General features: G+C 62.5%; 30 protein-coding genes. 14 read left to right on the top strand and 16 right to left on the bottom strand.

Annotation, left to right across the window (positions count from 1 at the left end; genetic code table 11):
- Positions 1-3: 3 nt before the first annotated feature.
- On the bottom strand, positions 4-864 hold the full coding sequence (locus V3587_RS19800; protein ID WP_007735449.1) for a spermidine synthase: 861 nt from the start codon (positions 862-864) through the stop codon (positions 4-6).
- Between the two features lie 166 nt (positions 865-1,030).
- On the opposite strand from V3587_RS19800, the gene V3587_RS19795 reads away from it, so the two are divergent.
- The 4 genes from V3587_RS19795 (at position 1,031) to V3587_RS19780 (ending at position 4,799) form a co-directional block, all read left to right on the top strand.
- Positions 1,031-2,158 (top strand): NDMA-dependent alcohol dehydrogenase, encoded by a 1,128-nt coding sequence (locus tag V3587_RS19795; RefSeq protein ID WP_003941634.1) that lies wholly within the window; start codon positions 1,031-1,033, stop codon positions 2,156-2,158.
- A gap of 188 nt (positions 2,159-2,346) precedes the next feature.
- Positions 2,347-3,168 carry an alpha/beta fold hydrolase gene (locus tag V3587_RS19790; RefSeq protein ID WP_003941629.1) on the top strand — a complete coding sequence of 274 codons (822 nt, stop codon included), beginning with the start codon at positions 2,347-2,349 and terminating at the stop codon, positions 3,166-3,168.
- A 59-nt stretch (positions 3,169-3,227) separates the two neighbouring features.
- Positions 3,228-4,259 (top strand): cupin domain-containing protein, encoded by a 1,032-nt coding sequence (locus V3587_RS19785; RefSeq protein WP_007735448.1) that lies wholly within the window; start codon positions 3,228-3,230, stop codon positions 4,257-4,259.
- 18 nt (positions 4,260-4,277) lie between these two features.
- Positions 4,278-4,799: a hypothetical protein gene (locus tag V3587_RS19780; protein ID WP_166502390.1), complete on the top strand. Its 522-nt coding sequence runs from the start codon at positions 4,278-4,280 to the stop codon at positions 4,797-4,799.
- A gap of 48 nt (positions 4,800-4,847) precedes the next feature.
- Here V3587_RS19780 and V3587_RS19775 read toward each other — a convergent pair whose 3' ends face one another.
- On the bottom strand, positions 4,848-5,534 hold the full coding sequence (locus V3587_RS19775; RefSeq protein ID WP_007735446.1) for a GntR family transcriptional regulator: 687 nt from the start codon (positions 5,532-5,534) through the stop codon (positions 4,848-4,850).
- Positions 5,535-5,662: 128 nt separating this feature from the next.
- On the opposite strand from V3587_RS19775, the gene V3587_RS19770 reads away from it, so the two are divergent.
- The 3 genes from V3587_RS19770 to V3587_RS19760 are packed head-to-tail and all read left to right on the top strand — an operon-like array spanning position 5,663 to position 8,581.
- Positions 5,663-6,583, top strand: a complete 921-nt coding sequence (locus tag V3587_RS19770; RefSeq protein ID WP_082845759.1) for a sulfurtransferase — start codon at positions 5,663-5,665, stop codon at positions 6,581-6,583.
- A 43-nt stretch (positions 6,584-6,626) separates the two neighbouring features.
- Positions 6,627-7,472, top strand: a complete 846-nt coding sequence (thiM, locus tag V3587_RS19765; RefSeq protein WP_054186673.1) for a hydroxyethylthiazole kinase — start codon at positions 6,627-6,629, stop codon at positions 7,470-7,472.
- A complete protein-coding gene (locus V3587_RS19760; protein WP_007735443.1) occupies positions 7,472-8,581 on the top strand; it encodes an LLM class flavin-dependent oxidoreductase in 1,110 nt (369 codons plus the stop codon). Before thiM ends, V3587_RS19760 begins: the two co-directional genes overlap by 1 nt.
- Here the strand turns inward: V3587_RS19760 and V3587_RS19755 are convergent.
- Positions 8,574-8,924, bottom strand: coding sequence for an inorganic pyrophosphatase (locus V3587_RS19755; RefSeq protein WP_214927366.1), 351 nt, complete (start codon positions 8,922-8,924; stop codon positions 8,574-8,576). The genes V3587_RS19760 and V3587_RS19755 overlap by 8 nt on opposite strands.
- A 2-nt stretch (positions 8,925-8,926) precedes the next feature.
- Positions 8,927-9,706, bottom strand: a complete 780-nt coding sequence (locus V3587_RS19750) for a helix-turn-helix domain-containing protein (RefSeq protein WP_225320064.1) — start codon at positions 9,704-9,706, stop codon at positions 8,927-8,929.
- Positions 9,707-9,762: 56 nt separating this feature from the next.
- Here V3587_RS19750 and V3587_RS19745 point away from each other — a divergent pair, with 56 nt between their 5' ends.
- The gene (locus V3587_RS19745) at positions 9,763-10,155 is read left to right on the top strand and encodes a VOC family protein (protein ID WP_007735439.1); all 393 of its coding nucleotides are present in this window, start codon (positions 9,763-9,765) and stop codon (positions 10,153-10,155) included.
- A 72-nt stretch (positions 10,156-10,227) separates the two neighbouring features.
- Here V3587_RS19745 and V3587_RS19740 read toward each other — a convergent pair whose 3' ends face one another.
- The 5 genes from V3587_RS19740 to V3587_RS19720 all read right to left on the bottom strand — a co-directional run bounded on the left by V3587_RS19740 (position 10,228) and on the right by V3587_RS19720 (position 13,617).
- Positions 10,228-11,271, bottom strand: coding sequence for an alpha/beta hydrolase (locus tag V3587_RS19740; protein ID WP_206434748.1), 1,044 nt, complete (start codon positions 11,269-11,271; stop codon positions 10,228-10,230).
- Between the two features lie 151 nt (positions 11,272-11,422).
- Positions 11,423-11,761 carry a DUF3349 domain-containing protein gene (locus V3587_RS19735; RefSeq protein ID WP_007735437.1) on the bottom strand — a complete coding sequence of 113 codons (339 nt, stop codon included), beginning with the start codon at positions 11,759-11,761 and terminating at the stop codon, positions 11,423-11,425.
- Positions 11,762-11,772: 11 nt separating this feature from the next.
- Entirely contained in the window at positions 11,773-12,099 is a 327-nt protein-coding gene (locus tag V3587_RS19730) for a DUF3349 domain-containing protein (RefSeq protein WP_225320063.1), read from the bottom strand.
- 34 nt (positions 12,100-12,133) lie between these two features.
- On the bottom strand, positions 12,134-12,415 hold the full coding sequence (locus V3587_RS19725; RefSeq protein ID WP_003941641.1) for a hypothetical protein: 282 nt from the start codon (positions 12,413-12,415) through the stop codon (positions 12,134-12,136).
- 14 nt (positions 12,416-12,429) lie between these two features.
- Entirely contained in the window at positions 12,430-13,617 is a 1,188-nt protein-coding gene (locus tag V3587_RS19720; protein ID WP_047270833.1) for an inorganic phosphate transporter, read from the bottom strand.
- 187 nt (positions 13,618-13,804) lie between these two features.
- On the opposite strand from V3587_RS19720, the gene V3587_RS19715 reads away from it, so the two are divergent.
- Together V3587_RS19715 and V3587_RS19710 are read left to right on the top strand one after the other, a co-directional pair.
- Positions 13,805-14,200: a PPOX class F420-dependent oxidoreductase gene (locus tag V3587_RS19715; RefSeq protein WP_042445944.1), complete on the top strand. Its 396-nt coding sequence runs from the start codon at positions 13,805-13,807 to the stop codon at positions 14,198-14,200.
- Between the two features lie 96 nt (positions 14,201-14,296).
- Positions 14,297-14,755 carry a DUF5994 family protein gene (locus tag V3587_RS19710; RefSeq protein WP_283377211.1) on the top strand — a complete coding sequence of 153 codons (459 nt, stop codon included), beginning with the start codon at positions 14,297-14,299 and terminating at the stop codon, positions 14,753-14,755.
- A gap of 680 nt (positions 14,756-15,435) precedes the next feature.
- Here the strand turns inward: V3587_RS19710 and V3587_RS19705 are convergent.
- Positions 15,436-16,377 (bottom strand): alpha/beta fold hydrolase, encoded by a 942-nt coding sequence (locus V3587_RS19705; RefSeq protein WP_054826291.1) that lies wholly within the window; start codon positions 16,375-16,377, stop codon positions 15,436-15,438.
- 110 nt (positions 16,378-16,487) lie between these two features.
- Between V3587_RS19705 and V3587_RS19700 the strand changes: the two genes are divergently transcribed.
- Together V3587_RS19700 and V3587_RS19695 are read left to right on the top strand one after the other, a co-directional pair.
- Positions 16,488-17,453: a helix-turn-helix transcriptional regulator gene (locus V3587_RS19700; protein WP_283377210.1), complete on the top strand. Its 966-nt coding sequence runs from the start codon at positions 16,488-16,490 to the stop codon at positions 17,451-17,453.
- A gap of 121 nt (positions 17,454-17,574) precedes the next feature.
- Complete coding sequence (locus tag V3587_RS19695) at positions 17,575-18,195, top strand: YdeI/OmpD-associated family protein (RefSeq protein ID WP_042445829.1); 621 nt, start codon at positions 17,575-17,577, stop codon at positions 18,193-18,195.
- Between the two features lie 144 nt (positions 18,196-18,339).
- Here the strand turns inward: V3587_RS19695 and glnA are convergent, their stop codons facing one another.
- A complete protein-coding gene (gene glnA / locus V3587_RS19690; RefSeq protein ID WP_003941609.1) occupies positions 18,340-19,776 on the bottom strand; it encodes a type I glutamate--ammonia ligase in 1,437 nt (478 codons plus the stop codon).
- 213 nt (positions 19,777-19,989) lie between these two features.
- On the opposite strand from glnA, the gene V3587_RS19685 reads away from it, so the two are divergent.
- Positions 19,990-20,463 carry an RDD family protein gene (locus V3587_RS19685; protein ID WP_003941579.1) on the top strand — a complete coding sequence of 158 codons (474 nt, stop codon included), beginning with the start codon at positions 19,990-19,992 and terminating at the stop codon, positions 20,461-20,463.
- A gap of 73 nt (positions 20,464-20,536) precedes the next feature.
- On the opposite strand, the gene V3587_RS19680 is transcribed toward V3587_RS19685, so the two are convergent.
- The 5 genes from V3587_RS19680 to sucB form a co-directional block, all read right to left on the bottom strand.
- The gene (locus V3587_RS19680) at positions 20,537-21,292 is read right to left on the bottom strand and encodes a DUF4191 domain-containing protein (RefSeq protein WP_003941625.1); all 756 of its coding nucleotides are present in this window, start codon (positions 21,290-21,292) and stop codon (positions 20,537-20,539) included.
- A 76-nt stretch (positions 21,293-21,368) separates the two neighbouring features.
- The gene (gene lipA / locus V3587_RS19675; protein ID WP_003941610.1) at positions 21,369-22,379 is read right to left on the bottom strand and encodes a lipoyl synthase; all 1,011 of its coding nucleotides are present in this window, start codon (positions 22,377-22,379) and stop codon (positions 21,369-21,371) included.
- Between the two features lie 51 nt (positions 22,380-22,430).
- A complete protein-coding gene (lipB, locus tag V3587_RS19670) occupies positions 22,431-23,192 on the bottom strand; it encodes a lipoyl(octanoyl) transferase LipB (protein WP_209447544.1) in 762 nt (253 codons plus the stop codon).
- Positions 23,193-23,221: 29 nt separating this feature from the next.
- Positions 23,222-24,109 (bottom strand): TIGR01777 family oxidoreductase, encoded by an 888-nt coding sequence (locus V3587_RS19665; protein ID WP_118603008.1) that lies wholly within the window; start codon positions 24,107-24,109, stop codon positions 23,222-23,224.
- 120 nt (positions 24,110-24,229) lie between these two features.
- Positions 24,230-25,978, bottom strand: coding sequence for a 2-oxoglutarate dehydrogenase, E2 component, dihydrolipoamide succinyltransferase (gene sucB, locus V3587_RS19660; protein ID WP_283377209.1), 1,749 nt, complete (start codon positions 25,976-25,978; stop codon positions 24,230-24,232).
- A 364-nt stretch (positions 25,979-26,342) separates the two neighbouring features.
- On the opposite strand from sucB, the gene V3587_RS19655 reads away from it, so the two are divergent.
- Positions 26,343-26,693, top strand: a complete 351-nt coding sequence (locus V3587_RS19655; RefSeq protein WP_003941713.1) for a hypothetical protein — start codon at positions 26,343-26,345, stop codon at positions 26,691-26,693.
- Positions 26,694-26,744 lie beyond the last annotated feature (51 nt).

Raw genomic sequence — 26,744 nt, 5'->3', positions numbered from 1 at the left:
TGCTCAGTCTTGGCGAACCGGCGCATTCGCGGCGAACTTGCGGACTTCGGCGTCCTGCCACACGTGGGCGGGAACTCCGCCGCCGAGTAGCTCGCGCGCGAGCGCGGGTTGCCCGCCGATCGGTACGTCGCTGCCCGCGATGATCATGTTGCCGTAGCGGCGGCCCTTGAGCATCGCGGGATCGGCGATGATCGCCATGTGTTCGAACTGTGCGCCGATGGTTGCGGCCTCGCTGCGCGCGCCCTGGAGATCCGGGGTGTCGCCGCAGTTGACGATGTAGATGCCGCCCGGTGCGAGCACGCGTCGTACGTGGGTGGTGAATTGCGCCGTCGTCAGTGGTGTCGGAGTTGTGCTGCCGGCGAAGACATCTCGAATCACGATGTCCCGGGTGGACTCGGTGAGAGTTTCGGTGACGGCGCGGGCTTCTCCGACGCGGATGCGCAGAAGAGGCGCGCGCGGGAGGTCGAACCAATCGCGTACGAGTTCCGCCAGAGCACCGTCGATTTCGACCACCACTTGACGCGCGTCAGGGTACGTGGCGGCGAAGTATCTGGCCATGGAGCAGGCGCCACCGCCGAGATGAAGCACCCGCAGGCGCTCGGCCTTGTCACGTTCGGAATCGACCAGATGCGCGATCCACCGCATGTACTCGAAATCGAGCACCGTGGGATCCGCGACGTTCACGTGGGAACTGGGCACTCCGTTGATCTGGATGATCCAACTGTCATCGGAGTACTGATCGCGGACTAGTTCGCACGTCCCGGTATCGATCGGAAAAGTGCCGGCGACGGGACCGGACTCGCCTCGCTCGGGAGTACTGCTGCGAGTTCTGGTCTTGCGAGTTCCCTTGGCCACTGTGTCCATGTTAGTCGTGCGCCTTTCTGGTAGAGGCGGCTACCAAAAAGGCACACGGACCGACGGTATTCTCGGGCTACTTCAGGCACACTCGTACATGGAGTGTGATCGGCGACACAAATGCCGGCGCGTTCTTTCGTCGTCCGTGCATCACGAAGAATTTCGAGGAGTGCAGGTGAAGGTCAAGGCAGCGGTAGTCAAGGCGCCAGGTCAGGCGTGGGAGATCGAAGAGGTCGAGCTGGGGGACCCGGTCTCGGGTGAGGTGCAGGTCCGACTCGCCGCATCGGGGCTGTGCCATTCGGACGAACATTTGCGTACGGGCGCCAGCCCGCTGCCCTTCTACCCGGCCCTGGGCGGGCACGAAGGCGCCGGAGTGGTGACGAAGGTCGGACCGGGTGTCGCGAGCGTCGAAGAAGGCGACCACGTGGTTCTCGCCTTCATCCCGGCGTGCGGACGTTGTCCGTCCTGTGCGAAGGGTCTGCAGAACATCTGCGACGAAGGAGCCGGCCTGTTGACCGGGCAGGCGATCTCCGACAAGACGTACCGCGTCACCCTCGACGACGAGCCGGTCATCCAGATGTGCCTGCTCGGAACATTTTCGCCGTACGTGACCGTCAACGAGGCGTCGGTGATCAAGATCGAGAAGGACATCCCGCTCGACAAGGCGGCCTTGCTCGGCTGCGGTGTTGCCACCGGTTGGGGATCGGCCACCGCAATCGGTGGAGCCAAGGTCGGCGACACGGTGGTGGTCGTCGGCGTCGGCGGTGTCGGAATCAACTCGGTGCAGGGTGCGGCGTCCGCCGGAGCACGATTTGTGATCGCGATCGATCCCGTCGAGTTCAAGCGCGACAAGGCAAAGGAATTCGGCGCCACACACACTTTTGCCTCCCTCGAGGAAGCGCTACCGGTGATCGGCGAGATCACCTGGGGCAAGATGGCCGACGTCACCGTGATCACCGTGGGCGAGATTCACGGCGACATCATTCAGCCCGCGCTCAGCGCGACGGGCAAGGGTGGCCAGGTCGTGGTCGTCGGAATGGGGCATTACGCAGATTCGCAGGTGACGCTCAGCCTCTTCGAGCTGACCCTTCTGCAGAAGCGTTTGCAGGGAGCCATCTTCGGCGGGGTAGGGCCACGGTCCCAGATTCCCAAGTTGCTCGATCACTACCGAAGCGGCGCACTCAAACTCGACGAGTTGGTGACCAAGACTTACAAGCTCGAGGAGATCAACGAGGGGTACGCCGACATGCTCGAAGGAAAGAATCTGCGCGGGATGATCGTCTACACGGAGGACGATTACTGATCGTTTCCCTTTGACTGAGGGCTCCGGCCCGGCACCACGCTTCGTGATGTCGGGCCGGAGTCTTCTGCCCCCACGCACATTTCTGTCGATCGATGAGTCGACTGCCCCCGTAGTGGGCACTCGCAGAGTGAGGAAACCGGGCACCGTGTCCGGATCTCAGTCCACGACTCGACAGAGAAGAGCAGAGCATGCCCTACATCACCACCTCCGACGGAACCGAGATCTACTACACCGAGCACGGCGTCGGCCGGCCGATCGTCCTCAGCCACGGGTGGCCGCTGAGTTCTGACGCGTGGCAGGTCGAGATGAAGCTGTTCGCCGACGCCGGATACCGGACCATCGCGCACGATCGTCGAGGACACGGTCGCTCGTCGAAGACGTACACCGGCAACGACATGGATACATATGCCAAGGACCTGGCTGAGCTGATCGACACACTCGACCTGAAAGACCTGGTCCTGGTTGGCCATTCGACCGGCGGCGGGGAAGTGGTCCGTTACGCGGCGCAGCACGGCAAAGGGCGCGTGGCGAAGGTGATCACCGCCGGCGCCGTACCGCCGATCATGGTCAAGTCGGACGGCAACCCCGAAGGCACACCGATCGAGGTCTTCGACGGCATCCGTGAGGGAGTTCTGCGAGACCGATCGCAGTTCTACAAGGATCTCAGCGAGAGCTTTTACGGCGCGAACCGCGAAGGTGCCGACGTCTCGCAAGGGGCGAAGGACGACTTCTGGCGGCAAGGTATGTTGGTCAACCTCGCCGCGGCCTACGACTGCGTCAAGGCATTCTCGGAGACGGACCAGACCTCCGATCTCGAAGCCATCGACGTTCCGTTCCTCATCGCTCAGGGCGACGACGATCAGATCGTGCCGATCGGCGCAGCGGCCGAGAAGGCGATCAAGCTGGTGAAGAAGGGCACGCTGAAGGTGTATCCGGGCGCACCTCACGGCATCTACGGCTCATATCAGAAGACACTGGACCAGGACATTCTCGCGTTCATCGAGGACTGACGTCAGCGAGGCGGAAGGACCGGAGTCGAAAGGACCAGAGTGGGAAGGATAAAATTGCCATGTCTACACACGTTGCCTCACTACGCAATGGCCCCAGTGTCTTCGAGAACGAACTCGGGTCGATCTCGCAACTCGACACGAGTTCGTTGCCGATCCTGTCCGGTCTGTCGATCAAACGAATTGTTCTCGGTCCCGGCGCGATCCGTGAACCACAATGGAACGTCAACGCGAACCAGATCGCCTACGTCACCAGCGGAACCGTGCTCGTCTCGATGTTGGGCAATGCTGACGAGTTCGCCAGTTTCGTGGTGCGAGCGGGGCAGATGTATCACGTCGAATCCGGCGCGATTTATCACATCGAGAATGTCGGAGAGGAGGAGGCGGAGATCATCGCCGCCCTGCGTACTTCTCTGCCGCAGCACTTTTCGTTGCAGAGTAGCGTCAGCGCAATGTCGAACGCGGTGCTCGGCAATACGTACGATCTCGCCGCATCGGCCTTCGACGTCTTCGGTAGAGCCGATGCGTCCCAGATAGTTCGGCGGGACGGCGCCGCCGTCGTTCCCGATACCGCCGGCCTTCCCAACGCGCATCTCTTCGATCTCGAAGGCCAGATCGCGCCTCTCGCATATCCGTACGGACAGGCGAAAGTGGCGCGAAAGCAGTATTGGGCGGCGCTGGAGGATCTTTCGATGTACTCGTTGACTATTCGCGAGAGTGGAATGCGTGAGCCACACTGGCATCCCGTCACTGCCGAAATGGGATACGTGCATCGTGGTCACGGGCGGATGACGGTCCTCGATCCGGACGGTTCGCTCGACACCTACCTACTGGAGCCCGGTCAGGTGTATTTCGTTCCGCGTGCCTATCCCCATCATATCGAGGTTCTAGGCGACGAGGACATCAATTTCCTCATCTTCTTCGACCAGCCGACACCGGGCGACATAGGCTACCGTGCAACGGCTTCCGCGTTCTCGCGCAGCGTTCTCTCGGCCTCGTTCGGCGTTCCGGAGCGGGAGCTGCCGCACTTCCCTTTCACTCCGATCGATCCGCTCATCGTCTCGCGGATCAATCCGATCGACCGCCAGCACTGACCGGCAAGGACGCCCATCATGACCACCACGCTCACCGTGACCGATCACGGGACGACGCTCGACTTCACGTACGAGGACGCCCTCCGCTATCACGGTCCGCAGGCCCCGGGCGGCGTGGCGCATGCCTACAAGGTTCTCGAGCGCGCTCTCGGTGTCCTCGGCGGGGAAGGCTCCGTCGAGCGTCGCGAGCTGGTCGTCACCACCGCACACGGCGGACCAGGAGTGCGCGATGCGTTCGAGTTGGTCACGCGCGCGGTGACCGAAGGGCGGTACACCGTTGACAGTTCCTTGGCCAGGCGTGAACGTGGAAATACGCTCGCGCTGTATGTATTTCGGATCACCTATCGCGGCGCGAGCGTCACGCTGACTGTTCGGGAGGGGTTCGTCGTCGACGAGTTCATTACTCTGTCCCGTAAGTCCGACCGGACGGCCGAAGACGAGTCACGGCTGACAGAGCTCAAGCAGGAGATGGCGGATCGAGTGATGTCGAGCCCGGCCGAGAGCGTGTACGACGTCGACACCGGCACGCTCCCCGTCTGAGCGACGGCGGCGCAGGCGTCGGCGTGCAGAAATCTGGGCTGTCTGAAGTCAGCGGCTGGCGAACATCCTTATTCGTTGGTCGCGGCTGCGCTCGAGATGGTTGCGCATGTAGCCACGCGCGGACGATTCGTCCCTGGCGCGGATGGCGTTCAGGATCTCTTGATGTTCCGAATTGAGCAGGTCCGGTTCGCCGTAGTTCGACGGCGGGCCGCTGTCGTAGATTCGCAATTGGGTGGTGAGGCGGATCAGCAGTGAGGTGATCGTGGAATTGTGGGCAGCCTGCCAGAGGGCCTCGTGAAACTTGAAGTTCCCGGAACGCACCTCGGTGCCTTCGGTTGCAGTGCAGCAGAACTCGTGTAATCCGTCCAGGCGAGCAAGGTCGAGATCGCTGTGGCGGAGTGCGGCGGCGCCTGCCGCTTCCGATTCGAGAGCTACCCGCGCCGCGTAGATCTCGATGACGTCCTCGGGTGTGCCGGAACGGACACGAAAACCGCGAGCGGCTCGTTCGAGTAGTCCGTCGTGTGCGAGCCAGTTGAGTGCTTCCCGGATCGGGGTGCGGGATGCGCCGTACGATTCGCACAATTGAGTCTCGTGCAGCGGAGCGCCCTGGGGGAACTTGCCGGCCAGGATGTCGGCTCGCAGGCGCAGGTACTGCCGCGAGGTCTGATCGGACCGGCCGAGCGCAGCCTCCGGCACCAGCAGATCGGTGGTGCTCGTATCGGCGTCGAGATCCATGTGTCCCCATTCCTGTGCATGCAAGTAGAGCGCGTTCGATTATGCCATCGACGACGAGTGAGTACTTGCGTATACGCTAGTACTCATTTAGGTTCGTGCTTGTTCGTTTCCGAGGGAGAGGGTCTGAAGTGGCTGGAGAGACCGCGTCGCCGCTGGTGAGTGCCGTTGAACTCGACGCGATGCTGCGTGAGGGAGGCGTCGCCGTGCTCGACGCGACGGTTCATTTTCCTCCCGCGCGATTCGACGGCGACTATCGCCCGGAGTCCGGGTACGACGGCTGGGTTTCCTCGCACATCCCGGGTTCCCGACACGTCGACCTCATGGACGTCTTTTCCGAAAGGGAAGCGGCGCTGCATTTCACACGCCCGTCAACGGAGCAGTTGATGTCCGATCTCCAATCCAGTGGTATCGAACCGGGTGCGACAATCGTGATCTACGACCAGGGTTCGACCACTTGGGCATCACGGCTCTGGTGGGTGTTTCGCAACGCCGGCATCGAAGCAAGGGTCCTCGACGGTGGCCTCGCCGAATGGACTCGATGCGGCTTCGCCCTCGCGAGCGGCGACGACGTCACCCACACGTCGGCGTCGAAGCGTTGGAGTGTGACGGACCTTGGCCTGTGGGTCGATCTACCTCGCGTTGCCTCACTGTCCTCAGGAGAAGAAGCCGGAACGCTGGTGTGCGCGCTGGCGCCTGAGCAGTACGAGGGAACGGAGAAGACGCGATATTCGCGACGCGGACATATTCCGTCAAGTGTGAATCTGTCTGCGAAGGGTCTTCTCGACGCCGATGCCCGGATGCTTCCGGCGGACGATGTTCGGTCGAAATCTGCTGACGTTCTACCACCCGTCGCTGAACCTGTCGTGATCTATTGCGGCGGTGGAGTTTCGGCGTGCCTGACAGCACTCGCACTGATCCGCGGCGGCTATGAGGACGTCAAGGTCTACGACGGTTCGTTGGAGGAATGGACTGCAGATCCGACTTTGCCGATGGTTGTCGGCGGTGAGCCCGGCGGCGCGCTTGCGGATGTTCGATGTCCGCGGTCCTGAATCGCCGCAGTCCTCAATTACCTCCCGTTCTGAAGGAATTCTCATGTCTGACACTGTCTCTGTCGAAACCGTCGCGTCGGCGATCGACGCACTCCGCGATCAGGTACCGCTCGTCCAGTCGCTGACCAACATCGTTTCTGCGAACTTCTTGACCAATGTTCTGCTCGCCGCCGGCGCAAGCAACGCTCACATCGACAACGTCCACGAAGCGGGTGGGTTCGCTGCCATCGCCGGGGGAGTGCTCGTCAACCTCGGAACGCCGGACGACGGGACAGCCGAAGCTTTCCTGATAGCAGCAGAAGCGGCCCGAACTGCCGGTACGCCATGGGTTTTGGATCCCGTCGGTGTCGGCGGACTACCCTGGCGGAGCGGTATCGCTGTGGATCTGCTGCGCTTTCACCCCAGCGCCATCCGAGGGAACGCATCGGAGATCATCGCTCTGGCCGGACTCGGCGGTGACACCCGCGGCGTCGACAGTGCCTCCGATTCCGCCGATGCGGTGCCCGCCGCTCTGTCACTCTTGAAGCATGCGGATGCCGTGTCGGCATCCGGACCGGTCGACTACATCGTCGGCCGCGATGCGGGCGGTGACACCCAGGGCATCCGAGTCTCCGGTGGCAGCGCGCTGTTGCCGCGCGTGACCAGTACCGGTTGCTCTCTGGGCGGTCTTGTCGCCGCCTACCTCGCCGTCACGTCGACCGCGCTGGACGGATTGGTTGCCGCGCACACGCATGTTGCCGTGGCATCGGAGATCGCCGAGGAAAATGCCTCGGGCCCCGGTTCTTTCGCGGTCGCATACCTCGACGCGCTCTACAGCGTGAATGCGGACACCATCCGTTCGCGTGCCCGAATCGAATCGTTCGACCTGCCGGCTGGAGTGCAGAACTGATGGGCATCAAGACATTCTGGTATCTCACCCAGGCAGACGGGGACTACCCGTGGAGCCCCGGTGGGCTGTTCCCCGTGGACGGGGCCAGGCAGATCGAGCTCGCGAAGACCATCGACGACGGCGGATTCGAAGGTGCGCTTGTTGCCACCTGGCCGAACGATCCGTTCATCTCGGCGACGTGGGCGGCAGCGCACACCACGCGCATGAAGTTCCTCGTCGCCGTCTACGCGAACATGACGCCGGCGCGACTGCTGGCGGAGAAGGCATTGACTTTCGACGCCTTCAGCGGCGGCCGACTGTTGATCAACTCGGTCAACGGACGCGAGAACATCCTGACCAAGTACGACATGAACGTGCCCCACGACGAGCGTTACGAGTTGGGGGAGCAGTACTGGGCGGACTTCCGCCGCATCTACGCCGAAGGCACGGAGTCGAACTTTCCCAACACACCACTGCGTATCGATGCGCCCGCTGGGCATCAGGTTCCGCTGTGGGGTACCGGTGATTCGCCTGCAGGCCTGGCGAATTCAGGCAAGGTGCTCGACACCTACTTGGCGATGCTGCGCGAGACTTCGTTCATCGAAGACAAATTCTCTGCCGCACGGGCGGCGGCGGAGGCAGCCGGGCGCGAGTTCACCGACTTCGGTGCGCTCACCGGTGTGATCGTTCGCCCCACCAAGGCGCAGGCGCACGACCGGTTCCGTTCGTTGTTCGAGAAGACGGGCGTCGAGCAGATCGCTCATGTCTTGGACAACGCAGTGCGTCGTCGCACTCAGGGGAAGCAAGACCTCAAGACTTTCACCGCTCGCGACGCTCAGCGGCAGGGTTGGGCGGACAAGATTGCTTCCGGCCGACTTCCGGAACCGGAGGAGTTGTACGTCGGTGACGGGCTGTACGCGGGTATCACGGCGTGGTCACCCCTCGACATCTTCGGCACCGGGTCATCGGCGGTGTACTACGTCGGCGATCCGGATTCGATCACGGACTCGGTACGCACGCTTCGCAGCCGAACCGGTTTGACTGCACTGATCCTGGCAGGTTGGCCTCTGATCGAGGAAGCGAAGTGGGTTGCGGAGCATCTTGTTCCGCGATTCGACGAACTCAGCTGACGGCGCGCCGCAAGACAGTGGCACCGAGACCTAGAACGTCGCGGAGAAATGCTGTGGCAGTGTCGATTTCAGGCGCAGTACATTCGAGAAGGATCTTGACTTCCACGTCCTTCTTGACGATGTCGGCAATAACGGCCACGGCGACAACACCGTTGCCGACGGCCGAGCCTCGGAACAGATCGATCCCGTCGCCGTCCGCGCTGACTGTGCCGTCGAGATAGCCGTAGTCGAGCGGATAGATCGCATCGGGGTACCGCGGGTGTGCCGACCCTCGGGGGCGATCGATCACGACAGCTGACGTGGCAGCCAGGTGATCGAGGGCGGAGAACAGGTCTTCGCTCATCGTTACCGGTGCTCGCGCAGTAGCTGAGTCGGTGTCAGGCCTGCCAGCGCTCGCGTATCGCGCGCGAGGTGGGCTTGGTCGGCGTAGCCGGCGCGACCGGCCAGCGACGACAGCGTGAGTTTTGCGCCGCGGCTGAGAGTCAACACGTCCTGCATTCGTTGCACCTTCTGAATCAGTTTGGGGGACAGCCCGACCGCTGACGTGATCGATCGTCTGAAATGACGTTCGGAAACACCGAGGTCTGCAGCAATCTCTCGTATCGGCGTGGAAGGGGAGGAGATGAGCGCGGAGTAACCACCCTCGATTCCGTGGTCGGGTTCCAGTCCGCGCCACAACTGGCCCAGTAGGTGAGCGTCGACTGCCTCGTGGCTCAGGGCGTCGGCAAGTACCCGCGCTTGTCTGGAAGTGAGGATGTCGTCGAAGGCGATCTTCGAATCCTGCACCGCGTCGGCAGCTGTGCCGAGCAGGCTCCGCAGAGCCGGTGGATTGATCCGGATGCCCCACATGGTTGTACCGGCGGCGACCGAAACCAGATCGGCACCGGTTGCCGGCCCGACGAGCCACGACTTTCCGGTGCTGTCGACGATGAAGTCTGCGCAGAGATCGGGAAGAATCCGCTTTGCTTCCGTGGGCGTATGGGCTTCGCTGGTGCTTTTCCACGTGCAACTGAACAGGCCGGCCGAACCGGTGATCCGAGTCTCGACATAGGTGTGGCCGTTTTGTTCAAGACTCGACGCTACCGTCCGACTACCGTCAAGAGCGAGGGTGTCAGTGCCGGTCATCAGATCATCGTCACACACTCGCCGATCACTTCTCGACCCGAAACAGGAGAAATACCGTGTCCGTCTCTCCGAGACTCGATCTCGTCGGAATCGTCACCAACGATCTCGCGCGTTCCCTCGCGTTCTACCGAACCCTCGGGCTCGACATTCCGGAAACACCCGCTGACGCTCCACACGTGGAGTTCACTTTCGACGGTGGGCTTCGGCTGGCCTGGGACGCGCTGTCCACCATCACGAGCTTCGATCCGGACTTCGCTGTCGGGGAAGGTCGACACCCCGTCGCTTTGGCCTTCGATTTCGGGACACCCGCTGCAGTCGACGAGGCGTATCAGCGCATCACAGCCGACTTCCCCGGACATAAAGAGCCATTTGATGCCGTGTGGGGGCAGCGTTACGCCGTCCTTCTCGATCCCGACGGCAATACCGTGGATCTCTTTGCCGCGCTCTGAATTCGAACGACGCAGGCCCCGAACGAATATCGGTCGGGGCCTGCGGTTGTCGGTGATCGAGTCGTTGTCAGTTCACCAAGCGTTCAGGGTGTCGAGGATCTGGCCTCGGGCCTTCCACAGTTCTGCACCCCAGTACGGCCACGAATGAGTGCCGTTGGCCGGGAAGCTGTACGTTGCCGGAATTCCCAGGGAGTTCATGCGCAGTTGGAATGCCCGTGAGTTCATCAAGGCAAGGGCCTCGAGCCCGATGGCACTACCGGTATTCACGAAGTCGACGGGCCGACGCGGTTGATCGAACTGCCCGGGCAGGCCGCTCGCAGCGGATATGTACAGCGAGAGCCCAGCCAGTTCGGGTGCAAACACGAAGGGATCGTTGCGGAGCCAAGCGGGGTTCCACGGCGGTCCCCACATTGCATCGACATTGAAGGACCCGGCGCTGACCATGGCCACCCGGATCGCCTCACGCATGCCTGGAGCTGAGATGTTGAGGTATCCCGAGAGCGAACCGGCGAACTTGAACTGATCGCGGTGGTAGGCGGCTAGCGTCAGTGCCGCGCTGCCACCCATGGACAGTCCGAGCACGCCGTTGTTGGTTCGGGAGACGCCGCGCGATTCCAGATAGGCGGGAAGTTCCTGGGTGAGGAAGGTTTCCCATTTGTACGTGACCGGCTGGCGATTCAAATTGCTGCTCGCATACCAGTCGGAGTAAAAGCTGGACTGCCCGCCGACCGGCATGACCAGGGTGACGTTGTCGCCGCGATACTGCTCGAGAGCGTTGGTCTCGAAACTCCATGCGTTTCGGTCGTCGCGTGCTCGTAGGCCATCGAGAAGATAGAGCGCCGCGTTGCCGCCGCGCGAAGCCCACTGGATCTGAACCTTGATCGGTCCCATCGACGAGTCGACAAACACTTCCTCGTAGCCACCGGCCGGGGCGGTACGCGCGGGCGCTGCGGTCGCTACCGATCCGCTGATCAGGCCTGCGGTCAGGGGGAGTGCGAGTGCTGTCGCGGCGAGGCCCAGGATCCGACGCTTGATTCGTTTCGAAATACGGTTTCTCGAAAGATCCGGGTTCGAAATATCTGGGTTCTTCGCCAAATCTGTGTGAGCCTCGTGCATGTATCACTCCCGCCCCAAAGGTGCTTGCACACCGAAATCCGACCGAGCCCCCCGAGGCGCGGAATTCCTTATGACACTAAGTGGTCTATATTGACCTCGACGGCACCGTTACCGGTTCGTTATCAAACTGGTCCGATTTACCGTAATGCCGTCAGGCGTCGTCGACCGGAGGTTGTGCCACGATTTGCCAACCTCCACGAATCAGGTGTTCACGTACCCGAGCGACGTCCGATTCGTGCGGAATATCGTCGGTGACCTTGGTGATGAGGACGCCGATGTCGATCGGATCGACCGAACCGGGAAAGTCGATCGGATCGACCGGAAGCGGAAAGCCGGCGACGAGATCGTCAGCAAGAACGGCGATCTCGTCGTCGGACAGTTGTCGCCGGAGCAGGGCCATCAAAGGGACGTAGTCCTGCTCCGGCACACCGTTCGGATACCCGGCACGCAGCCAGCCGAGTATCGAAGCCAGAAGTGGTGGAAGACTCAACGAATCGAGCTTCAGTGGTTGTCGAGATCAGCGAGGGGCCACCCGGCGGCAGCAAGGACGGAGGCAACGCGCGCGATGTCGTCGTCCGAGGGAGTCTGGCTCGTCAGATCGGCGATCTGAGCGCTGATCTCGTCGCTCGAGATCACCTGGTCGCTGTTGACGTCGCTCAGTTCTGCGAGTGCAGCGCCGATGGCAATGTCTCGAATTTGCGCGTCCGAGAGTTTGCGTCGTAGCAATGCGACAAGCGGAATGCGGTCCTTGGGCGGTATGCCTTCGGGGTAGCCGGCGCGAAGCCAGTCAAGAATGGATTGAGGAAGGGATGGAGTCGGTCCAGTCACGGTGATGTCTTTCCGCTCGTGAGGGCGCACGGGATCAGAAGATCTCGATGCCGAATGTGTGGCTGAGGAAGCCCTGCATGATGAAGAGGATTCCGGTGACGATCGCGATGAGCACGACCGCGAAGCACACCACTGCGCCTGCCACGGCCAACGGACTGCGAGCCGCGACGGCAGTGCTCCCGCCGCCACTGCCACGTTGTCCGGCGTCGAGCGACTTCAGGCCGATTGCGAAGATCGCCGGTAGTCCGGCGCCCAGCAGGAGGCCGACCAGTACGACCTGCCAGAGCGAGTCGACGGTGTTTTTCAAGATATCCATGTCGATTCCCTCTTTCAGGCTTTGACGTCGGTGGTGACGCGGGCGTCCGGACCGGGGACCTCTGCGGGTACCAGGCCGCCGTCCCACTCGGCGTTGACGTTGCTCGGATCGATGGGCTCCTTGCGGGAGCGCAGGTACATCCAGCCGGCCAACGCGATGAGCACGGCGAAGACGACCAGGACACCGGGCAGGCCGCCGACGATGTCGGCCAGTCCCCAGCACAGAGCGCCGACGATTGCAGCGGACGGAAGAGTGATCAACCAGGCGACCGCCATACGTCCGGCTACGCCCCAACGAACTTCGGCGCCCTTGCGTCCCAGACCGGTTCCCATGATGGAACCCGTCGCCACATGGGTGGTGGAGAGCGGAAGGCCGAGGTGGCTGGAGGTGAGAATGATTGCAGCAGAGGATGCTTCGGCTGCCATGCCTTGTGGTGCGGCAATCTCGACAAGTCCCTTGCCGAGAGTGCGGATGACTCGCCAACCGCCGAGGTAGGTTCCGGCAGCGATCGCGAGCGCACAGGTGAGCTTGACCCAGAACGGCATGTCCGCGTCGGCGGAAATGGTTCCGTGGGCGACCAGGGCGAGGAAGATGACGCCCATGGTCTTCTGAGCGTCGTTGGTGCCGTGTGCGAGGGAAACGAGTGAAGCCGAACCGATCTGGCCGAGTCGGAAACCTTTGTCCTTGGTTTCTTCTCCGACGTTGGAGGTGATGCGGTAGATGAGCCAGGTGCCGGCCGCGGCAACCAAGCCGGCCACGACGGGAGCGAGAACTGCGGGGATGACAACCTTGCTGAGGACGCCGCTCCAGGCGACACCGCTCATGCCGAGGGACGCGATGGCGGCGCCGATCAGGCCGCCGAACAGTGCGTGTGAGGAACTCGAGGGGATGCCGAGCAACCACGTTGCCAGGTTCCAGATGATGCCGCCGACAAGGCCGGCGAAGACGATGGTGAGCAGCGCTTGGCCACCCACATTTCCGAGGTTCACCACGCCCTTGGCCACGGTGGCAGCAACCTCTACCGAGAGGAAAGCTCCGACCAGGTTCAAGGAAGCAGACAGAGCGACTGCCACCTTGGGCTTGAGGGCGCCGGTTGCAATCGACGTGGCCATAGCGTTGCCAGTGTCATGAAAACCGTTGGTGAAGTCGAACCCCAGAGCGGTTACGACGACGACGAGGAGAACGATGAGTTCCGCATTCACGAGAAGTCATGTTCCAACACCTCCGGGCCTCAAATCGACCTCAGACGTGGTCGTTCCGCGACATTTCCACCACTCGGCACCTGTTGTTCACCTTCGTCCGGATAATTGTCCGTTTTGAAACTCCTGGGGTAGAGAAAATTCATTCGCGTGCATGGTCGTGGAGGTTGTGGAGGCATACGCTCGTTTCATGTCCCTGGGCGAAGAGAAGACGATCTCGGTCACCACATTCCGTAAGAGCGGTGACGGCGTAGCCACGCCGACGTGGGTCGTGCCTCTGCCTGACGGACGTATCGGCTTCTGGACTTCCTCGAAATCGGGTAAGGCCAAGCGGCTGCGAAACAACCCACGCGTCACCGTAGTGCCGTGCAACAACCGCGGAAAGGTTGCCGACGGTGCGTCGCCGGTCACCGGGACCGCTCAGTTGGTGAGCGGTGGAGCTGAATTCGACGAGATCCGCAGCAAAGTCAAAGCGAAATACGGTGTGATGGTGCCTATTTCGAAATTCTTCAACACCCTTGGTCACATCGGTAATGGTCCGTTCCCGTACGGCGACACCGGCGTGATCATTTCCGTCGATGCGTAGTCGGGATTGCGTAGCGGAGTAGTCTGAAGGTATGGAACCCACGACCGGGCACCTCTGCCTGACGGTTCCACGAATCCTCCGTCAAGGAGCCTCGTCATGGCGCACATCAGCACTCTCGACTATGCAATGGAAGCGCCGCAGCGCCATGTCGGGCAACCTTTCCCGTCGCCGACGCGGACTCCGCGATTCCTGCTTCGTGGGCAAGGTGCCGTCAAGGCATCGGTTGACGGCGCGTGGTTCCCGTGGACCACGAACGTCACGGCGGAGCTTCACGATCTGATATCCGCACTTTCGCTGAGGTTGGGGCCGATCGCGCGGGTTGCGTTCGACTGGAACACGATCAGCAGCGCGCAGCGTCGTATCGACGAGGTCGACGGACTGGAAGTGCGGGGTCCGTGCCCTGGCCAGCCCCACGATTTGATGTATCTCGACGATATCTATGGTCGTCAACTCGTTTTGATGATGATTCCGCCGTACACGGATCCGGACCGCGCGTACGAGGTCATGCGGCGGTTGGTGGATCCTGTCCGCAGCGAAACCTATCGGGTGCAGTGAGATCTTTCTGACGTGCGGGGGTCGAATCTCGCGATTCCTGAACATTCGTCCAGTTTGTCTGGTTTGATGGTTCTCGTAACCACGATCTCAGGCGCATTCCTTCAGGTCAGCGCTTGGGCGCGGCAGCTTGACTCCCTGCCGTGTCGTCGGTCCGGCATGTCCACCACCCTCCCACTGTGCGTGAGCGCCGGACCAGAGGAAGCCCCGCCCTCCCCACGGGGGTGGGGCTTCTACTCTGTTCGGGCTGAGCGGCGTTCGCATCGCCGAATCCGCCCGCTTGTTCGGCAGTTCGGGACGCCCTGGCCCGTAGCATCGCCACCGTGAACATTTCCCTACTCGGTGCGGCTGGGCTTCAGGACTGCGCCGACAGTGGAATGGACTGCATGGACGGATTCGAAGCATTCTTTCTTCTGTACGGCGGCGGATTCATTCTCGCCTTGATTTGGCTTTCCCTGTGTCTTGTCGGAACGGCCGATGTGGTTTCTGTGTCCGGGCGAGTCGGTGTGTGGCGCGCTGTCGCCTTCTCTGTCGGGATTTGGCTTGTGCCCATCGTCGGGTTGAGTGCATGGTTTGTTTACCGACGCTCTCGCCAAATCTCGAAGACGGTCGGTCCGGATCAAGCCCCCTACTGGACTTGAATGAGACTGACATTTTCACTGAGACCGCACCTAGCCTTGAAACTATGTGGCATCCTGCCGCTGCAGCCAGTTCAAGATCGCTTGGTTGGTCTCTTCGGGTCTTTCTTGTTGGATCCAGTGACCGCAATCGAGATTGACTACTTCCACATTGGGCACGAACTCTGTCAGGTTCTCAGCTCTCGCGATCGCGTCACGGTCGCCGTAGATCATGAGTGTGGGCTGTTGGATGATCGGGTCCACCTCCGCCAGCAGATGCCAGTTGCGGTCAAGGTTCCTGTACCAGTTCACACTGCCCGTGAATCCTGTCGATTCGAAGGCGGAGACGAAAACGGCCAATTCTCTATCGCTCATCAGGGGCTCACCGAGTGGTGTCTCTGCTTTGGCGAGATCGATCAGCGCCATACCCGGCTGAGGTTCCCTGAGGGGTTCGTTCTTCCGGTACAGGTTGCGGAGGAACCGGAAGGTGTTGTCTTCGAACACCGCGTCCGCGACGCCCGGCTGTCGATTGAAATGGACGAAGTAGAAATCACCGCCAAGCACGGCTTCCATGAACTCAATCCACGGCTGCTCTCCGCGATCCTGGTAGGGCAGGCTCAGGTTGATCACTTTGTTTACCCGGTCCGGGTGCAACAGGGTAAGGCCCCACACGACAAAGGCACCCCAATCGTGACCGACAAAGGTGGCATCGTCGTAGCCGTAGTGATCGAGAAGTGCGATGAGATCACCCGCCAAATGTTCGATGTCATAGTCCGTCACTTCGGTCGGACGTGACGAATTGCCGTAGCCGCGTTGGTTCGGGACGATGACGTGGTAGCCCGCCTCGACAAGGGCGGGCACCTGGTATCGCCAGGAATAGGCGTGCTCTGGCCATCCGTGACACAACACGATGGGTTTCCCGGCATTGTGTCGCCCTGCTTCGAAGACTTCGAGTTCCACGCCGTTCACTGGGATGAGGACGGGCCTGGGGAAGTCGGATGGATTCACGGATGCTCCTTTGAGTCGAGTACCGATCTCGTGTCTGGATCGACCGGTTGCTCCGACGATAGGGAGCATCGTGGACACATAAAGTCCTAGATCGCTGGCAATCTGAAGAAATGCGGAACGATCCCACAGACCGAGCACTGCAACTGCTCTCGCTCCTTCAGACTCATCGCTTCTGGCACTGTGCCGAACTTGCCGCACGACTCGATGTCACGCAGCGGACGGTACGCCGCGACATCGATCGCCTACGCGACCTCGGCTATCCGGTCGATTCCACGTCCGGAAAATACGGGGGCTACCGACTTGCAACGGGGGCGCACGTGCCGCCCCTGATCCTCGACGATGACGAGTCCGTGGCGGTAGCCGTCGGACTGCGCTACGCCGCCGAGGCCGCCATCGGAGGCATCGAAGAAACGGCGCTGCGCGCGCTGACGAAGATCGAAACACTCCTGCCCCATCGACTACGCCGACGTGTGTCGGCACTGCATTCGAGCGTCAGTTCCATGCGGCGGGCAAATGACGACATCGTCGATCCCGAAGCACTCAGTGTGCTCGCTGCGGCATGTCGCGACCACGAGCACGATCGTTTCGACTATCGGCGAGGTGATGGCGAGAGCAGCAGACGACTCGTCGAGTCGCACCGCCTTGTCACGGCGGGGCGTCGTTGGTATCTCGTAGCATGGGACCACCATCGTTCGGATTGGCGAACATTTCGACTGGACCGGCTCTCGGAGCCCTGGCTGGCAGGCAGTCATTTCACGCCACGCGAGATCCCGGGCGGTGACGCGGCAGGCTTCGTCGCGAGATCAGTTGGCTCGCCACCCCGTCACCACGATGCAAAACTCGCCATCGAAGCTACGTTCGCCGACCTCGAGGGCGTACTCAGATGGATTGACCACACACCGATCGAGGTGGCAGCGGACCGCTGCCTTGTCGAGATCCGCAGCGAAGATCTCGGCAGGCTCGCCATGACGGTTGCGCGCATTGCGCTCACCGCCCCAGTGGTCGTCATCGAACCAACCGAGCTTGCCGACACCGTCAGTCGGCTCGCCCTTCACCTCAGGGTCTCGCCACCATGACAGTCAGAAGAGGATTGCGCGACAAGACCATTCACGTCCAAGTTGCCGCGGGGACGTGTTCCCTGCGCAGGCCCCTCGTCTATCGAGACACGTATCCGATTCCCTCTAGGCTGGAGAGTAAGTGACCGATTCGAAATCATCGCCGCCGGCTTCCGTCCACCCTCAGACGTGGAAGTTCGACTACCCGATCATCCACGCCGAGACTCGCGAACAGTGGCGAACTTGGTTGACGGACAATCACACGTCAGGCCGCGGAGTGTGGTTGTGCTCCTGGCGCACCACCACCAGCCGACCACGCTGCCCCTACCCTCAGGCCGTTGAGGAAGCGATCTGCTTTGGGTGGATCGATTCCACCAACACCGTCTTCGACGAAGAGCGCAATTTGCAACTGTTCACACCGCGGAGACGCAAGAGTTCCTGGACCCGACTCAACCGCGAACGCGCAGCTGATATGGAGGCGCGTGGCCTCATGACCGCTGCTGGTCGTGGTGCCATTGCTGCCGCGAAATCCACTGGTTGGTGGACGATTCTCGACCAAGTCGAAGACCTCGAGGAACCATCTGACTTGCAGGCGGCGCTGGACCTGGACACGCAAGCGCGAAGTAACTGGGACAGTTTTCCGCCCAGCGCCCGCAAACAGATGCTGTGGTGGATCGTCAGTGCCGCTCGAGACGCAACACGGGCAGGTCGAATCGCCCATATCGTCAACAATGCGGCCATCGGTCAACGTGCCCGCGGCTGATCCGCGATTCGACCGCGTCCGGTATGAAGGCCGGTCATCATCTGTCCGAGGGGTTTCCCTCGGACCGAAACAAGTCCACCCGCCCCGCAGAAGCGGGACGGGTGGACTCGGTACTCGCAGGTCTGACTTACGTCAGGATGCGGATCACACGTCGTAGTAGAGCTCGAACTCGTACGGGTGCGGACGCAGGTTGACCGGAGCGATTTCCTGCTCGCGCTTGAGCGAGATCCAGGTCTCGATAAGGTCGGTGGTGAAGACGCCACCCTCGGTCAGGTACTCGTGATCGGCTTCGAGGCGGTTGATGACCGTCTCGAGGCTGGTCGGAGCCTGCGGGATGTTGCGAGCCTCCTCCGGGGGAAGCTCGTAGAGGTCCTTGTCGACCGGAGCCATCGGCTCGATCTTGTTCTTGATGCCGTCCAGGCCGGCCATCATCTGTGCAGCGAAGTTGAGGTACGGGTTACCCGAGGAGTCGGGTGCGCGGAACTCTAGACGCTTTGCCTTCGGGTTGTTGCCCGTGATCGGGATACGGACAGCTGCCGAGCGGTTGCGCTGGCTGTACACGAGGTTGATGGGGGCTTCGTAGCCCGGCACCAGACGGTGGTACGAGTTGATCGTCGGGTTGGTGAAGGCCAACAGCGACGGAGCGTGGTGCAGGATGCCGCCGATGTAGTGGCGAGCCATGTCCGAGAGGCCCGCGTAGCCGGACTCGTCGTGGAAGAGGGGCTTGCCGTCCTTCCACAGGGACTGGTGGACGTGCATGCCCGAGCCGTTGTCACCGAAGAGCGGCTTCGGCATGAAGGTCGCGGACTTGCCGTGCTGCCAGCAGGTGTTCTTGACGATGTACTTGAACAGCTGCAGGTCGTCAGCAGCTGCGAGCAGCGTGTTGAACTTGTAGTTGATCTCCTGCTGTCCGCCGGTACCGACCTCGTGGTGGCCGCGCTCGAGCTCGAAGCCCGCGTTGGTCAGGTTGGTGGAGATTTCGTCGCGCAGGTCCACGTAGTGGTCGTACGGAGCGACGGGGAAGTAGCCGCCCTTGGCGCGAACCTTGTAGCCGAGGTTCGGGGAGCCGTCGGCGTTGGTCTCTGCGCCGGTGTTCCAGGAACCGGAGATGGAATCCAGCTCGTAGAACGCGGAGTTCATGCCGGAGTCGTAGCGAACCGAGTCGAAGATGTAGAACTCGGCCTCGGCGCCGAAGAATGCGGTGTCCGCGATGCCGGTGCTGACCAAGTACTCCTCGGCCTTGCGGGCAACGTTGCGCGGGTCGCGGCTGTAGGACTCACGGGTGAACGGGTCGTGCACGAAGAAGTTGATGTTGAGGGTCTTCGCCTTGCGGAAGGGGTCGATCTGCGCCGTGGTGACGTCGGGAAGCAACATCATGTCGGACTCGTGGATCGACTGGAATCCGCGGACCGAAGATCCGTCGAATGCGAGGCCGTCCTCGAACACGTCCTGGTTGAAAGCAGACGCCGGGATCGAGAAGTGCTGCTGGACGCCGGGCAGGTCGCTGAACCGAATGTCGACGTACTCGATGTTCTCGTCCGCGATGTACTTGATGACCTCTTCGGCCGTGGTGAACGCCACGCTTGTGCTCCTTAAGTCGCTTCAGCCAAGTGATGTCGGTTGAATCCGTCGAGGCAGACGGTAGGGAGCTGGTGTTGCCCGCTCGTCAACCCTTTGTTTCGGCAGTGTTACGCGTCGCAGCATCCTGGGGATTTCCGAAGTCCATGTGACCGGCCACACAGTTAAAACCCGGCAAATCTGGACTACGGTGCTGCGACGCCTATCCTGGACAGCATGGCACGTATCACCGGAACTTGGCTCTCTGGGCCGCAAGCAGCTTTGCCGAAGAGCGCGGACGGCCGTGAGCAGTCGTACCGTGGCGAGCTCCTCGGTTTCCCTCAGGAGGGTCCGGGTTCGCTGGTCGGTTCGGGCCGTCGTATCGCGGCACTGTTGGTGGATTGGGTGATGGCTGTGGGAGTGGCCTCGCTCATCACCGGCGACTTCTTCGACGGTATGACCTCGACTGTCACGCTGATGGTGTGGTTCGCAGTCGGCGTCGTCACGGTGGCGCTGTTCAACTTCACACCGGGGCAGTTCGTCCTCGGACTTCAGGTTGCACGAATCGAAGGCCCGATTCGAGTGGGCTTCGTGCGCGCGCTCGGACGTCAGGCACTGCTTGTGTTCGTGATTCCCGCGACCATCACCGACATCGACGGTCGCGGTATGCAGGACCGCGCGACCGGCACTTTGCTCGTGAAATCGCGCTGACACAAATTTCTCGAAGTAAAGAAAGACCCGGGTCCGTGTGGGCCCGGGTCTTTCGTTTTGCTGTGGGGGAGTGTCAGCGACGACGAATGGTTCGCTGCATTCCCTTCATCTTCGCGCCTCCGGGCATCGGGCCCTTGGGAAGCGCTGCTCCGCCGCCGCGTGCGCTTAGTGCAGCGAGGCGACCTTCGATGTTGTCCATGCGCTTGGTGTCGATGTTGCGGGGCAACTTGTTCAAGTAGCGCTGGAGCTGCGAGAGCGGAACCTGGCCCTCGTCGTTGCCGATGATGATGTCGTAGATCGGGGTGTCGCCGATGAGGCGGGCGGTCTTCTTCTTCTCCTGCGCGAGGAGGCCCTTGACGCGTTGCGGCGAACCTTCGGCGACGAGGATGACACCCGGCCGTCCGACGACGCGGTGAACAGCATCGAGTTGGGTAGTGCCGGCGACGGCATTCGTGACGCGCCACGCACCCTGCATGTTGTCGAGCGCCCACGCAGCGGCACCGGCCTGACCTTCAGCCTTCTTGTACACCGATTTCTGGACGCGACGACCGAAGATGATGAAGGCGCCGAGGAGACCGAGAACGATGCCGATCGGCAGCAGGAACCACTGAAGGCCCCAGATGAGGCCGACCAGGAAGAAGACCAGAGCCGCACCGACGAGGGTGCCGATCATCAGCGGCAGGAGGAGCTTGTCGTCCTTGCGCTGCATCTGGAATGCCTGCCAGAGCTGTGTTCTACGTTCCTTGGAAGCCTGCTTGCGGGCAGCCTTCGCTGCAGCCTTTGCCTCTTTGGTGGGTTTGCCCTTACCGGATTTGCTGCCGTTCGCCATGTACCCAGGATACGTCCATTGCTGTGCGCCTTTACTAACCGCCCGCGGTTAATAAAGGCGCACAGCAAAAAGTGGATCAGCGATTCAGGCGCGCCATGAGTGAGCTGGCTTCCTGGGAAGCGTCGCCGCCCTCGGTCAGATGACGCTGCGCCTCGGGAAGTTCACGGCCGTGATGTGCCATGGCCTGCGCATACAGGCGGCCGGCGCGGTACGACGAGCGAACCAACGGACCGGCCATGACGCCGGCGAAGCCCATCTCTTCTGCAGCCTTCGAGTGTGCGACGAACTCCTCGGGCTTGACCCACCGCTCGACGGGGTGGTGCCGGGGCGAGGGGCGCAGGTACTGGGTGATGGTGAGGATGTCGCAACCGGCGGCGTGGAGATCTGCCATCGCCTCGGTGACCTCTTCAGGGGTTTCGCCCATGCCGAGGATCAGGTTGGACTTGGTGACCAGTCCGTAGTCGCGTGCTGCGGTGATGACGTCGAGGCTGCGCTGGTACCGGAATGCCGGACGGATCCGCTTGAAGATGCGGGGGACGGTCTCGAGGTTGTGTGCGAGTACCTCGGGGCGTGAGGCGAAGACCTCGTCGAGCAGTTCGGGCTTGCCGTTGAAGTCCGGAACCAGGTTCTCGACGCCGGTGCCCGGGTTGAGTTCGTGGATCTTGCGGACGGTCTCGGCGTAGAGCCAGGCGCCGCCGTCGGGGAGGTCGTCGCGGGCGACGCCGGTGATCGTGGAGTACCGAAGGCCCATGGCCTGAACGCTTTCCGCGACGCGACGGGGCTCGTCGCGGTCGAGGGCTTCGGGCTTGCCGGTGTCGATCTGGCAGAAGTCGCAGCGGCGTGTGCACTGCTCACCGCCGATCAGGAACGTGGCTTCGCGGTCTTCCCAGCACTCGTAGATGTTGGGGCAGCCCGCTTCCTCGCAGACGGTGTGCAAACCTTCACGCTTGACCAGGCCCTTGAGCTCCGTGTACTCGGGGCCCATCTTTGCTCGGGTCTTGATCCAGTTGGGTTTGCGTTCGATGGGCGTCTCCGCGTTTCGGATCTCGAGACGGAGCAGCTTACGTCCTTCTGGGGCGATAGTCACGACAGTGATCCTACGCCCGGTGATTACTGCAACGGGGTTCGGGCGAGCCCGTCAGCTGTACTGAACGGTAGTAAAAGTCGGAGTAGGCGAGGCGCTTTCGAAGGTGACGCGCTCGACGTTCCGTTCGGTGACGGGCATGGTTCCGTCGAGAGCAGCGATCACTGCCTCGGTCACAGCGGGAGTGACTTCGTCCACGGTGACGTCGCGACCGAGTTCATGCGACAGCGTCGTGACCCCGGCGTCACGGATGCCGCAGGGAATGATGTTGTCGAATCCGGTCAGGACCGAATTGCAGTTCAGGGAGAAGCCGTGCAGTGCCACGCCCCGTTGGACGCGCACGCCGATGGCAGAAACCTTGCGCTCGGGCTTCCATTGCCCGTTTGCGAGTTCGGCAGGCAGCCAGACGCCGGAGCGGCCGTCGATGCGCCCGCAGTTCAGGCCGAGGTCCGTGCACACCGTGATCAGTGCTTCCTCGATGCGTCGGACATACCGCACCACGTCGATGGGCTCGGCCAGTTTCACGATCGGATATCCCACCAGCTGGCCGGGGCCGTGCCAGGTGATCTTCCCGCCGCGGTCGACGTCGATGACAGGCGTGCCGTCGACGGGACGATCTTCGGGTTCCGTGCGTCGTCCTGCTGTGTACACCGGCGGGTGTTCGAGGAGCAGTAGCGTGTCCGGTCCGATGTCGTCCGCCCGCACTGCCGCGAGCTCACGCTGGCGGTCCCACGCGGCGTTGTAGTCGATCGAACCGAGTTGCTCGACGGCGATCGGCAGTTTCGAGAACCGGGCGGAAACGGCAGCGCTGCTCATGGACGTAGAGATTACGCCCGACTTCGGAATCAACCGAGTGCGGCCGCCAGCGCTTCGCCGATCGTGTTGTGGCGGAAAGAGAATCCCGCCTTTTCCAAAGCTGCGGGAATGGCGCGCTGGCCACCGAGGATGCCGCTCTTGGCGAATTCTCCGATCAACGCTTCGAGTGCGAACCCGGGAACGATCCAGGGAGCCGGGCGGTGGACCGCACGGGACATGGCGTCATTGAACTGGGCATTGGTGACAGGGGCCGGACCGGTCAGGTTGACGGGACCGGAGAGTTCGGAATTCGTGAGCGCGAACTTGATCGCGTCGCACTCGTCCTCGAGTGAGATCCACGGAAAGTACTGGCGACCGTTGCCCAGTCGCCCGCCGAGGCCGAACGAATAAAGGCGCCGAAGCCGACCGAGCATGCCCCCATGAGGTGAAATCACGACGCCGGACCGCAGATTGACGACGCGGGCACCCGCCGCACGCGCCGGTTCGGTGGCAAGTTCCCAATCGCGACACGTCGTGGCGAGAAAGTCTGTGCCTGCCGGCGAATCCTCGTCGACGATCTTGTCGCCGGTGTCGCCGTAATAGCCGACGGCGCTCGCGTTGGCGAGGACGGGAACCTTCTGACTCGCGACCGCTTCGGCCAAGACGTCGGTCGCGACGATGCGGCTGTCACGGATCGCTTGCTTGTAGGAACCCGACCACCGTTTGTCGCCGATGCCGACGCCGCAGAGGTTCACGACGGCGTCGGCGCCCTGCAGGATGGAGAGGTCCAGACGGTCGTGGTCCGGGTCCCAACGCGATTCGTCGGGGCCGGCGGTCGAGCGTCGCACCAGACGCACCACGTCGTGGTTGTCGGAGCGCAACGATGACACCAAGGCCGTTCCGATCAAACCGGACGAGCCGGCGATGACTACTCGCATTCGGAAAGCCTCCTTCGATTCAGCGTGCTTCGATATCCGAACGTATATCTCCGACCGTACTGAAAAAGCCGGGGCGCCACCTCCTGATGGAGATGACGCCCCGGCCGGCCGAGCAGTTGCTTACAGGCCCAGATCAGCTTCGAACGAGGCTTCTTCCAACCGCTGCTTAACAGTGGTGAGGAATCGGCCGGCATCGGCGCCGTCGACCAGACGGTGATCGTAGGTCAGCGGCAAGTAGATCATCGAGCGAACGCCGATGGACTCGTTGCCGTTCTCGTCGGTGACCACCATCGGGCGCTTGACGATCGCGCCGGTTCCGAGCATGGCCGCCTGCGGCGGTACCAGGATCGGGGTGTCGAACAGCGCGCCCTGGCTGCCGATGTTGGTGATGGTGAAGGTGCCACCCGAGAGCTCGTCCGGCTTCAGGCCACCCGAGCGTGCACGCTTGGCGATGTCGGCGATGGCTCGGGCCAGGCCGGCCAGGCCGAGATCGCCGGCGTTGTGGATGACGGGGGAGAGCAAGCCCTGATCGGTGTCCACTGCGATGCCGAGGTGCTCAGCGTCGTAGTAGGTGATCTGCTTGGCAGCCTCGTCGTAGCTTGCGTTGATGTTCGGGTGCGACTTCAGCGCCTCGACGACTGCCTTGGCGAAGAACGGAAGGAACGTCAGGTTGACGCCTTCGCGCTCGATGAAGCCGGCCTTGGCACGGGCCCGCAGGGCGACGATCTTGGTGACGTCCACCTCGAAGGTCTGCGTGAGCTGAGCGGTGTTCTGCAGCGACTCACGTGTCTTGGTGGCCGTGATCTGCCGAATACGGTTGGCCTTCTGCGTGGTTCCACGCAGGTGTGCCAGTTCGGGTCGGACGCCTGCGGCTGCGGTGGCGGTCGGTGCGGCCGCGGGTGCTGCAGCAGGAGCAGCGGCGGCGGGAGCCTTCTTGGCCTCCGCAGCGGCGAGCACATCCTGCTTGCGGATGCGGCCGCCGACGCCGGTGCCGGTGACGGTCGCGAGGTCGACGCCGTTGTCCGTTGCGAGCTTGCGCACGAGCGGGGTGACGTACGGGCTGCTGTCGCCGGAAGCTGCGGGTGCGGCCGCCGGTGCGGGAGCCGCAGCAGGCTTCGGAGCGGGTGCGGCCGGTGCGGCAGCAGGCTTGGGTGCTTCAGCCTTGGGTGCTTCGGCCTTCGGTGCTTCAGCCTTGGGGGCAGGGGGTGCGGCCGGTGCTGCGGGAGCGGCCTTGGGTGCCGGAGCCGCGGCGGGTGCGCCGGATCCGACGACGGCCAGCTGGCCACCGATCTCGACGGTGTCGTCTTCCTGCGCATTGATCTCGAGCAGGATTCCGGCGACGGGGGACGGGATCTCTGTGTCGACCTTGTCGGTCGAGACTTCGAGCAGCGCCTCGTCGACGGCAACCTCGTCGCCGACAGCCTTGAGCCAACGGGTGACGGTGCCTTCGGTGACGGACTCGCCGAGGGCGGGCATCGTCACGGCGGTACCTTCAGCGGAACCGCTCGAAGCGGCGGGTGCCTCGGCAGCGGGAGCTTCTTCAGCGGGAGCTTCGGCAGCCGGCGCTTCCTCGGCGGGAGCTTCCTCGGCGGCGGGGGCGGGTGCCTCTGCCGCGGGTGCTGCGGCTTCGCCGGCTTCACCGATCTGGGCGAGCTCGCCACCGATTTCCACGGTGTCGTCTTCCTGCGCGACGATCTTGGTCAGGACGCCGGCGACGGGAGACGGAATCTCGGTGTCGACCTTGTCCGTGGAGACTTCGAGCAAGGGTTCGTCGACTTCGACCGTGTCTCCTTCCTGCTTGAGCCACCGTGTGACAGTTCCCTCGGTGACGCTCTCACCTAGGGCTGGCATCTGGACGGAGAAGGCCATGTCTTTTGACTCCTCGACAGTTGTGTTCGGGTTGTTGAATTTTGTCGACTTGTGGTCGTAATGCATTGTGCTCGAGTGGCGCGCGACGTGCGGCTACTTGTAGCTATTTTGCCGATGTCGACGCGCGGGCGCGGCGTCACCGTCGTTCATCTTTCCATTGATACGCCGGGCGTGTCCGATGAGGGGGATGCCGTCCGTTTCGGGTGTGTCGGCTACTGGCGAGTAGGTATGCGTCGGGGGTCCGGCTGTAACGTCGTAAGCGGACCAAACGGTATGTCGTGCGCAGGCACAACGGACATCGCCTGGCAAACTTGACATATCGCCGGGGTGCATCCGCGGCGTCGGTACCGAGGAGGGTACGACCGTGGGACTGTTCGATCGTTTCAAGCGTCCGCCAAGTGCGGCTCAGGCCGCAGCGCAAAGTGATGCGGATCATCTGGCGAATTGGGCGCACTCGCACGAAGGCGTCGAGGCCTATGTGGAACCGCAGACGACGGTGACCGAGGTGACCGTCGTCCTGGTTGCGAAGGACGGGGAGTGGACTCGTCGTCGTGTCGGCGGCGAACGTGGTGCCCGCAAATTGGGACAGGACCTGAAGATCCCGGTCTACGACGTCCGCAAGACGGGATATCCGCAGCGTATGCGCGATCACGACGAACGTAAGCGAATCGAACGCAAGCGGGCCCGAGAGCAGGAATTGCGCGACGGCGCCTGAACTGCTGTGCGCCTTTATTAACCGCGGGGGGTCAATAAAGGCGCACAGCAA

Source organism: Rhodococcus sp. IEGM 1306 (genome assembly GCF_036541985.1).
Taxonomy (GTDB): Bacteria; Actinomycetota; Actinomycetes; order Mycobacteriales; family Mycobacteriaceae; genus Rhodococcus_F; species Rhodococcus_F qingshengii.
Note: the sequence above shows the minus strand (reverse complement) of the source record. Positions and strands in the feature narration are given on the sequence as shown.

What these genes read in the sequence shown, in the direction of transcription:
- V3587_RS19800 (WP_007735449.1), bottom strand. Translation starts at nt 864, where the DNA reads ATGGACACAGTGGCCAAGGGAACTCGCAAGACCAGAACTCGCAGCAGT.
- V3587_RS19790 (WP_003941629.1), top strand. Translation starts at nt 2,347, where the DNA reads ATGCCCTACATCACCACCTCCGACGGAACCGAGATCTACTACACCGAG.
- V3587_RS19785 (WP_007735448.1), top strand. Translation starts at nt 3,228, where the DNA reads ATGTCTACACACGTTGCCTCACTACGCAATGGCCCCAGTGTCTTCGAG.
- V3587_RS19780 (WP_166502390.1), top strand. Translation starts at nt 4,278, where the DNA reads ATGACCACCACGCTCACCGTGACCGATCACGGGACGACGCTCGACTTC.
- V3587_RS19775 (WP_007735446.1), bottom strand. Translation starts at nt 5,534, where the DNA reads ATGGATCTCGACGCCGATACGAGCACCACCGATCTGCTGGTGCCGGAG.
- thiM (WP_054186673.1), top strand. Translation starts at nt 6,627, where the DNA reads ATGTCTGACACTGTCTCTGTCGAAACCGTCGCGTCGGCGATCGACGCA.
- V3587_RS19760 (WP_007735443.1), top strand. Translation starts at nt 7,472, where the DNA reads ATGGGCATCAAGACATTCTGGTATCTCACCCAGGCAGACGGGGACTAC.
- V3587_RS19755 (WP_214927366.1), bottom strand. Translation starts at nt 8,924, where the DNA reads ATGAGCGAAGACCTGTTCTCCGCCCTCGATCACCTGGCTGCCACGTCA.
- V3587_RS19750 (WP_225320064.1), bottom strand. Translation starts at nt 9,706, where the DNA reads ATGACCGGCACTGACACCCTCGCTCTTGACGGTAGTCGGACGGTAGCG.
- V3587_RS19740 (WP_206434748.1), bottom strand. Translation starts at nt 11,271, where the DNA reads ATGCACGAGGCTCACACAGATTTGGCGAAGAACCCAGATATTTCGAAC.
- V3587_RS19725 (WP_003941641.1), bottom strand. Translation starts at nt 12,415, where the DNA reads ATGGATATCTTGAAAAACACCGTCGACTCGCTCTGGCAGGTCGTACTG.
- V3587_RS19715 (WP_042445944.1), top strand. Translation starts at nt 13,805, where the DNA reads ATGTCCCTGGGCGAAGAGAAGACGATCTCGGTCACCACATTCCGTAAG.
- V3587_RS19710 (WP_283377211.1), top strand. Translation starts at nt 14,297, where the DNA reads ATGGCGCACATCAGCACTCTCGACTATGCAATGGAAGCGCCGCAGCGC.
- V3587_RS19700 (WP_283377210.1), top strand. Translation starts at nt 16,488, where the DNA reads ATGCGGAACGATCCCACAGACCGAGCACTGCAACTGCTCTCGCTCCTT.
- V3587_RS19685 (WP_003941579.1), top strand. Translation starts at nt 19,990, where the DNA reads ATGGCACGTATCACCGGAACTTGGCTCTCTGGGCCGCAAGCAGCTTTG.
- V3587_RS19680 (WP_003941625.1), bottom strand. Translation starts at nt 21,292, where the DNA reads ATGGCGAACGGCAGCAAATCCGGTAAGGGCAAACCCACCAAAGAGGCA.
- lipB (WP_209447544.1), bottom strand. Translation starts at nt 23,192, where the DNA reads ATGAGCAGCGCTGCCGTTTCCGCCCGGTTCTCGAAACTGCCGATCGCC.
- V3587_RS19665 (WP_118603008.1), bottom strand. Translation starts at nt 24,109, where the DNA reads ATGCGAGTAGTCATCGCCGGCTCGTCCGGTTTGATCGGAACGGCCTTG.
- sucB (WP_283377209.1), bottom strand. Translation starts at nt 25,978, where the DNA reads ATGGCCTTCTCCGTCCAGATGCCAGCCCTAGGTGAGAGCGTCACCGAG.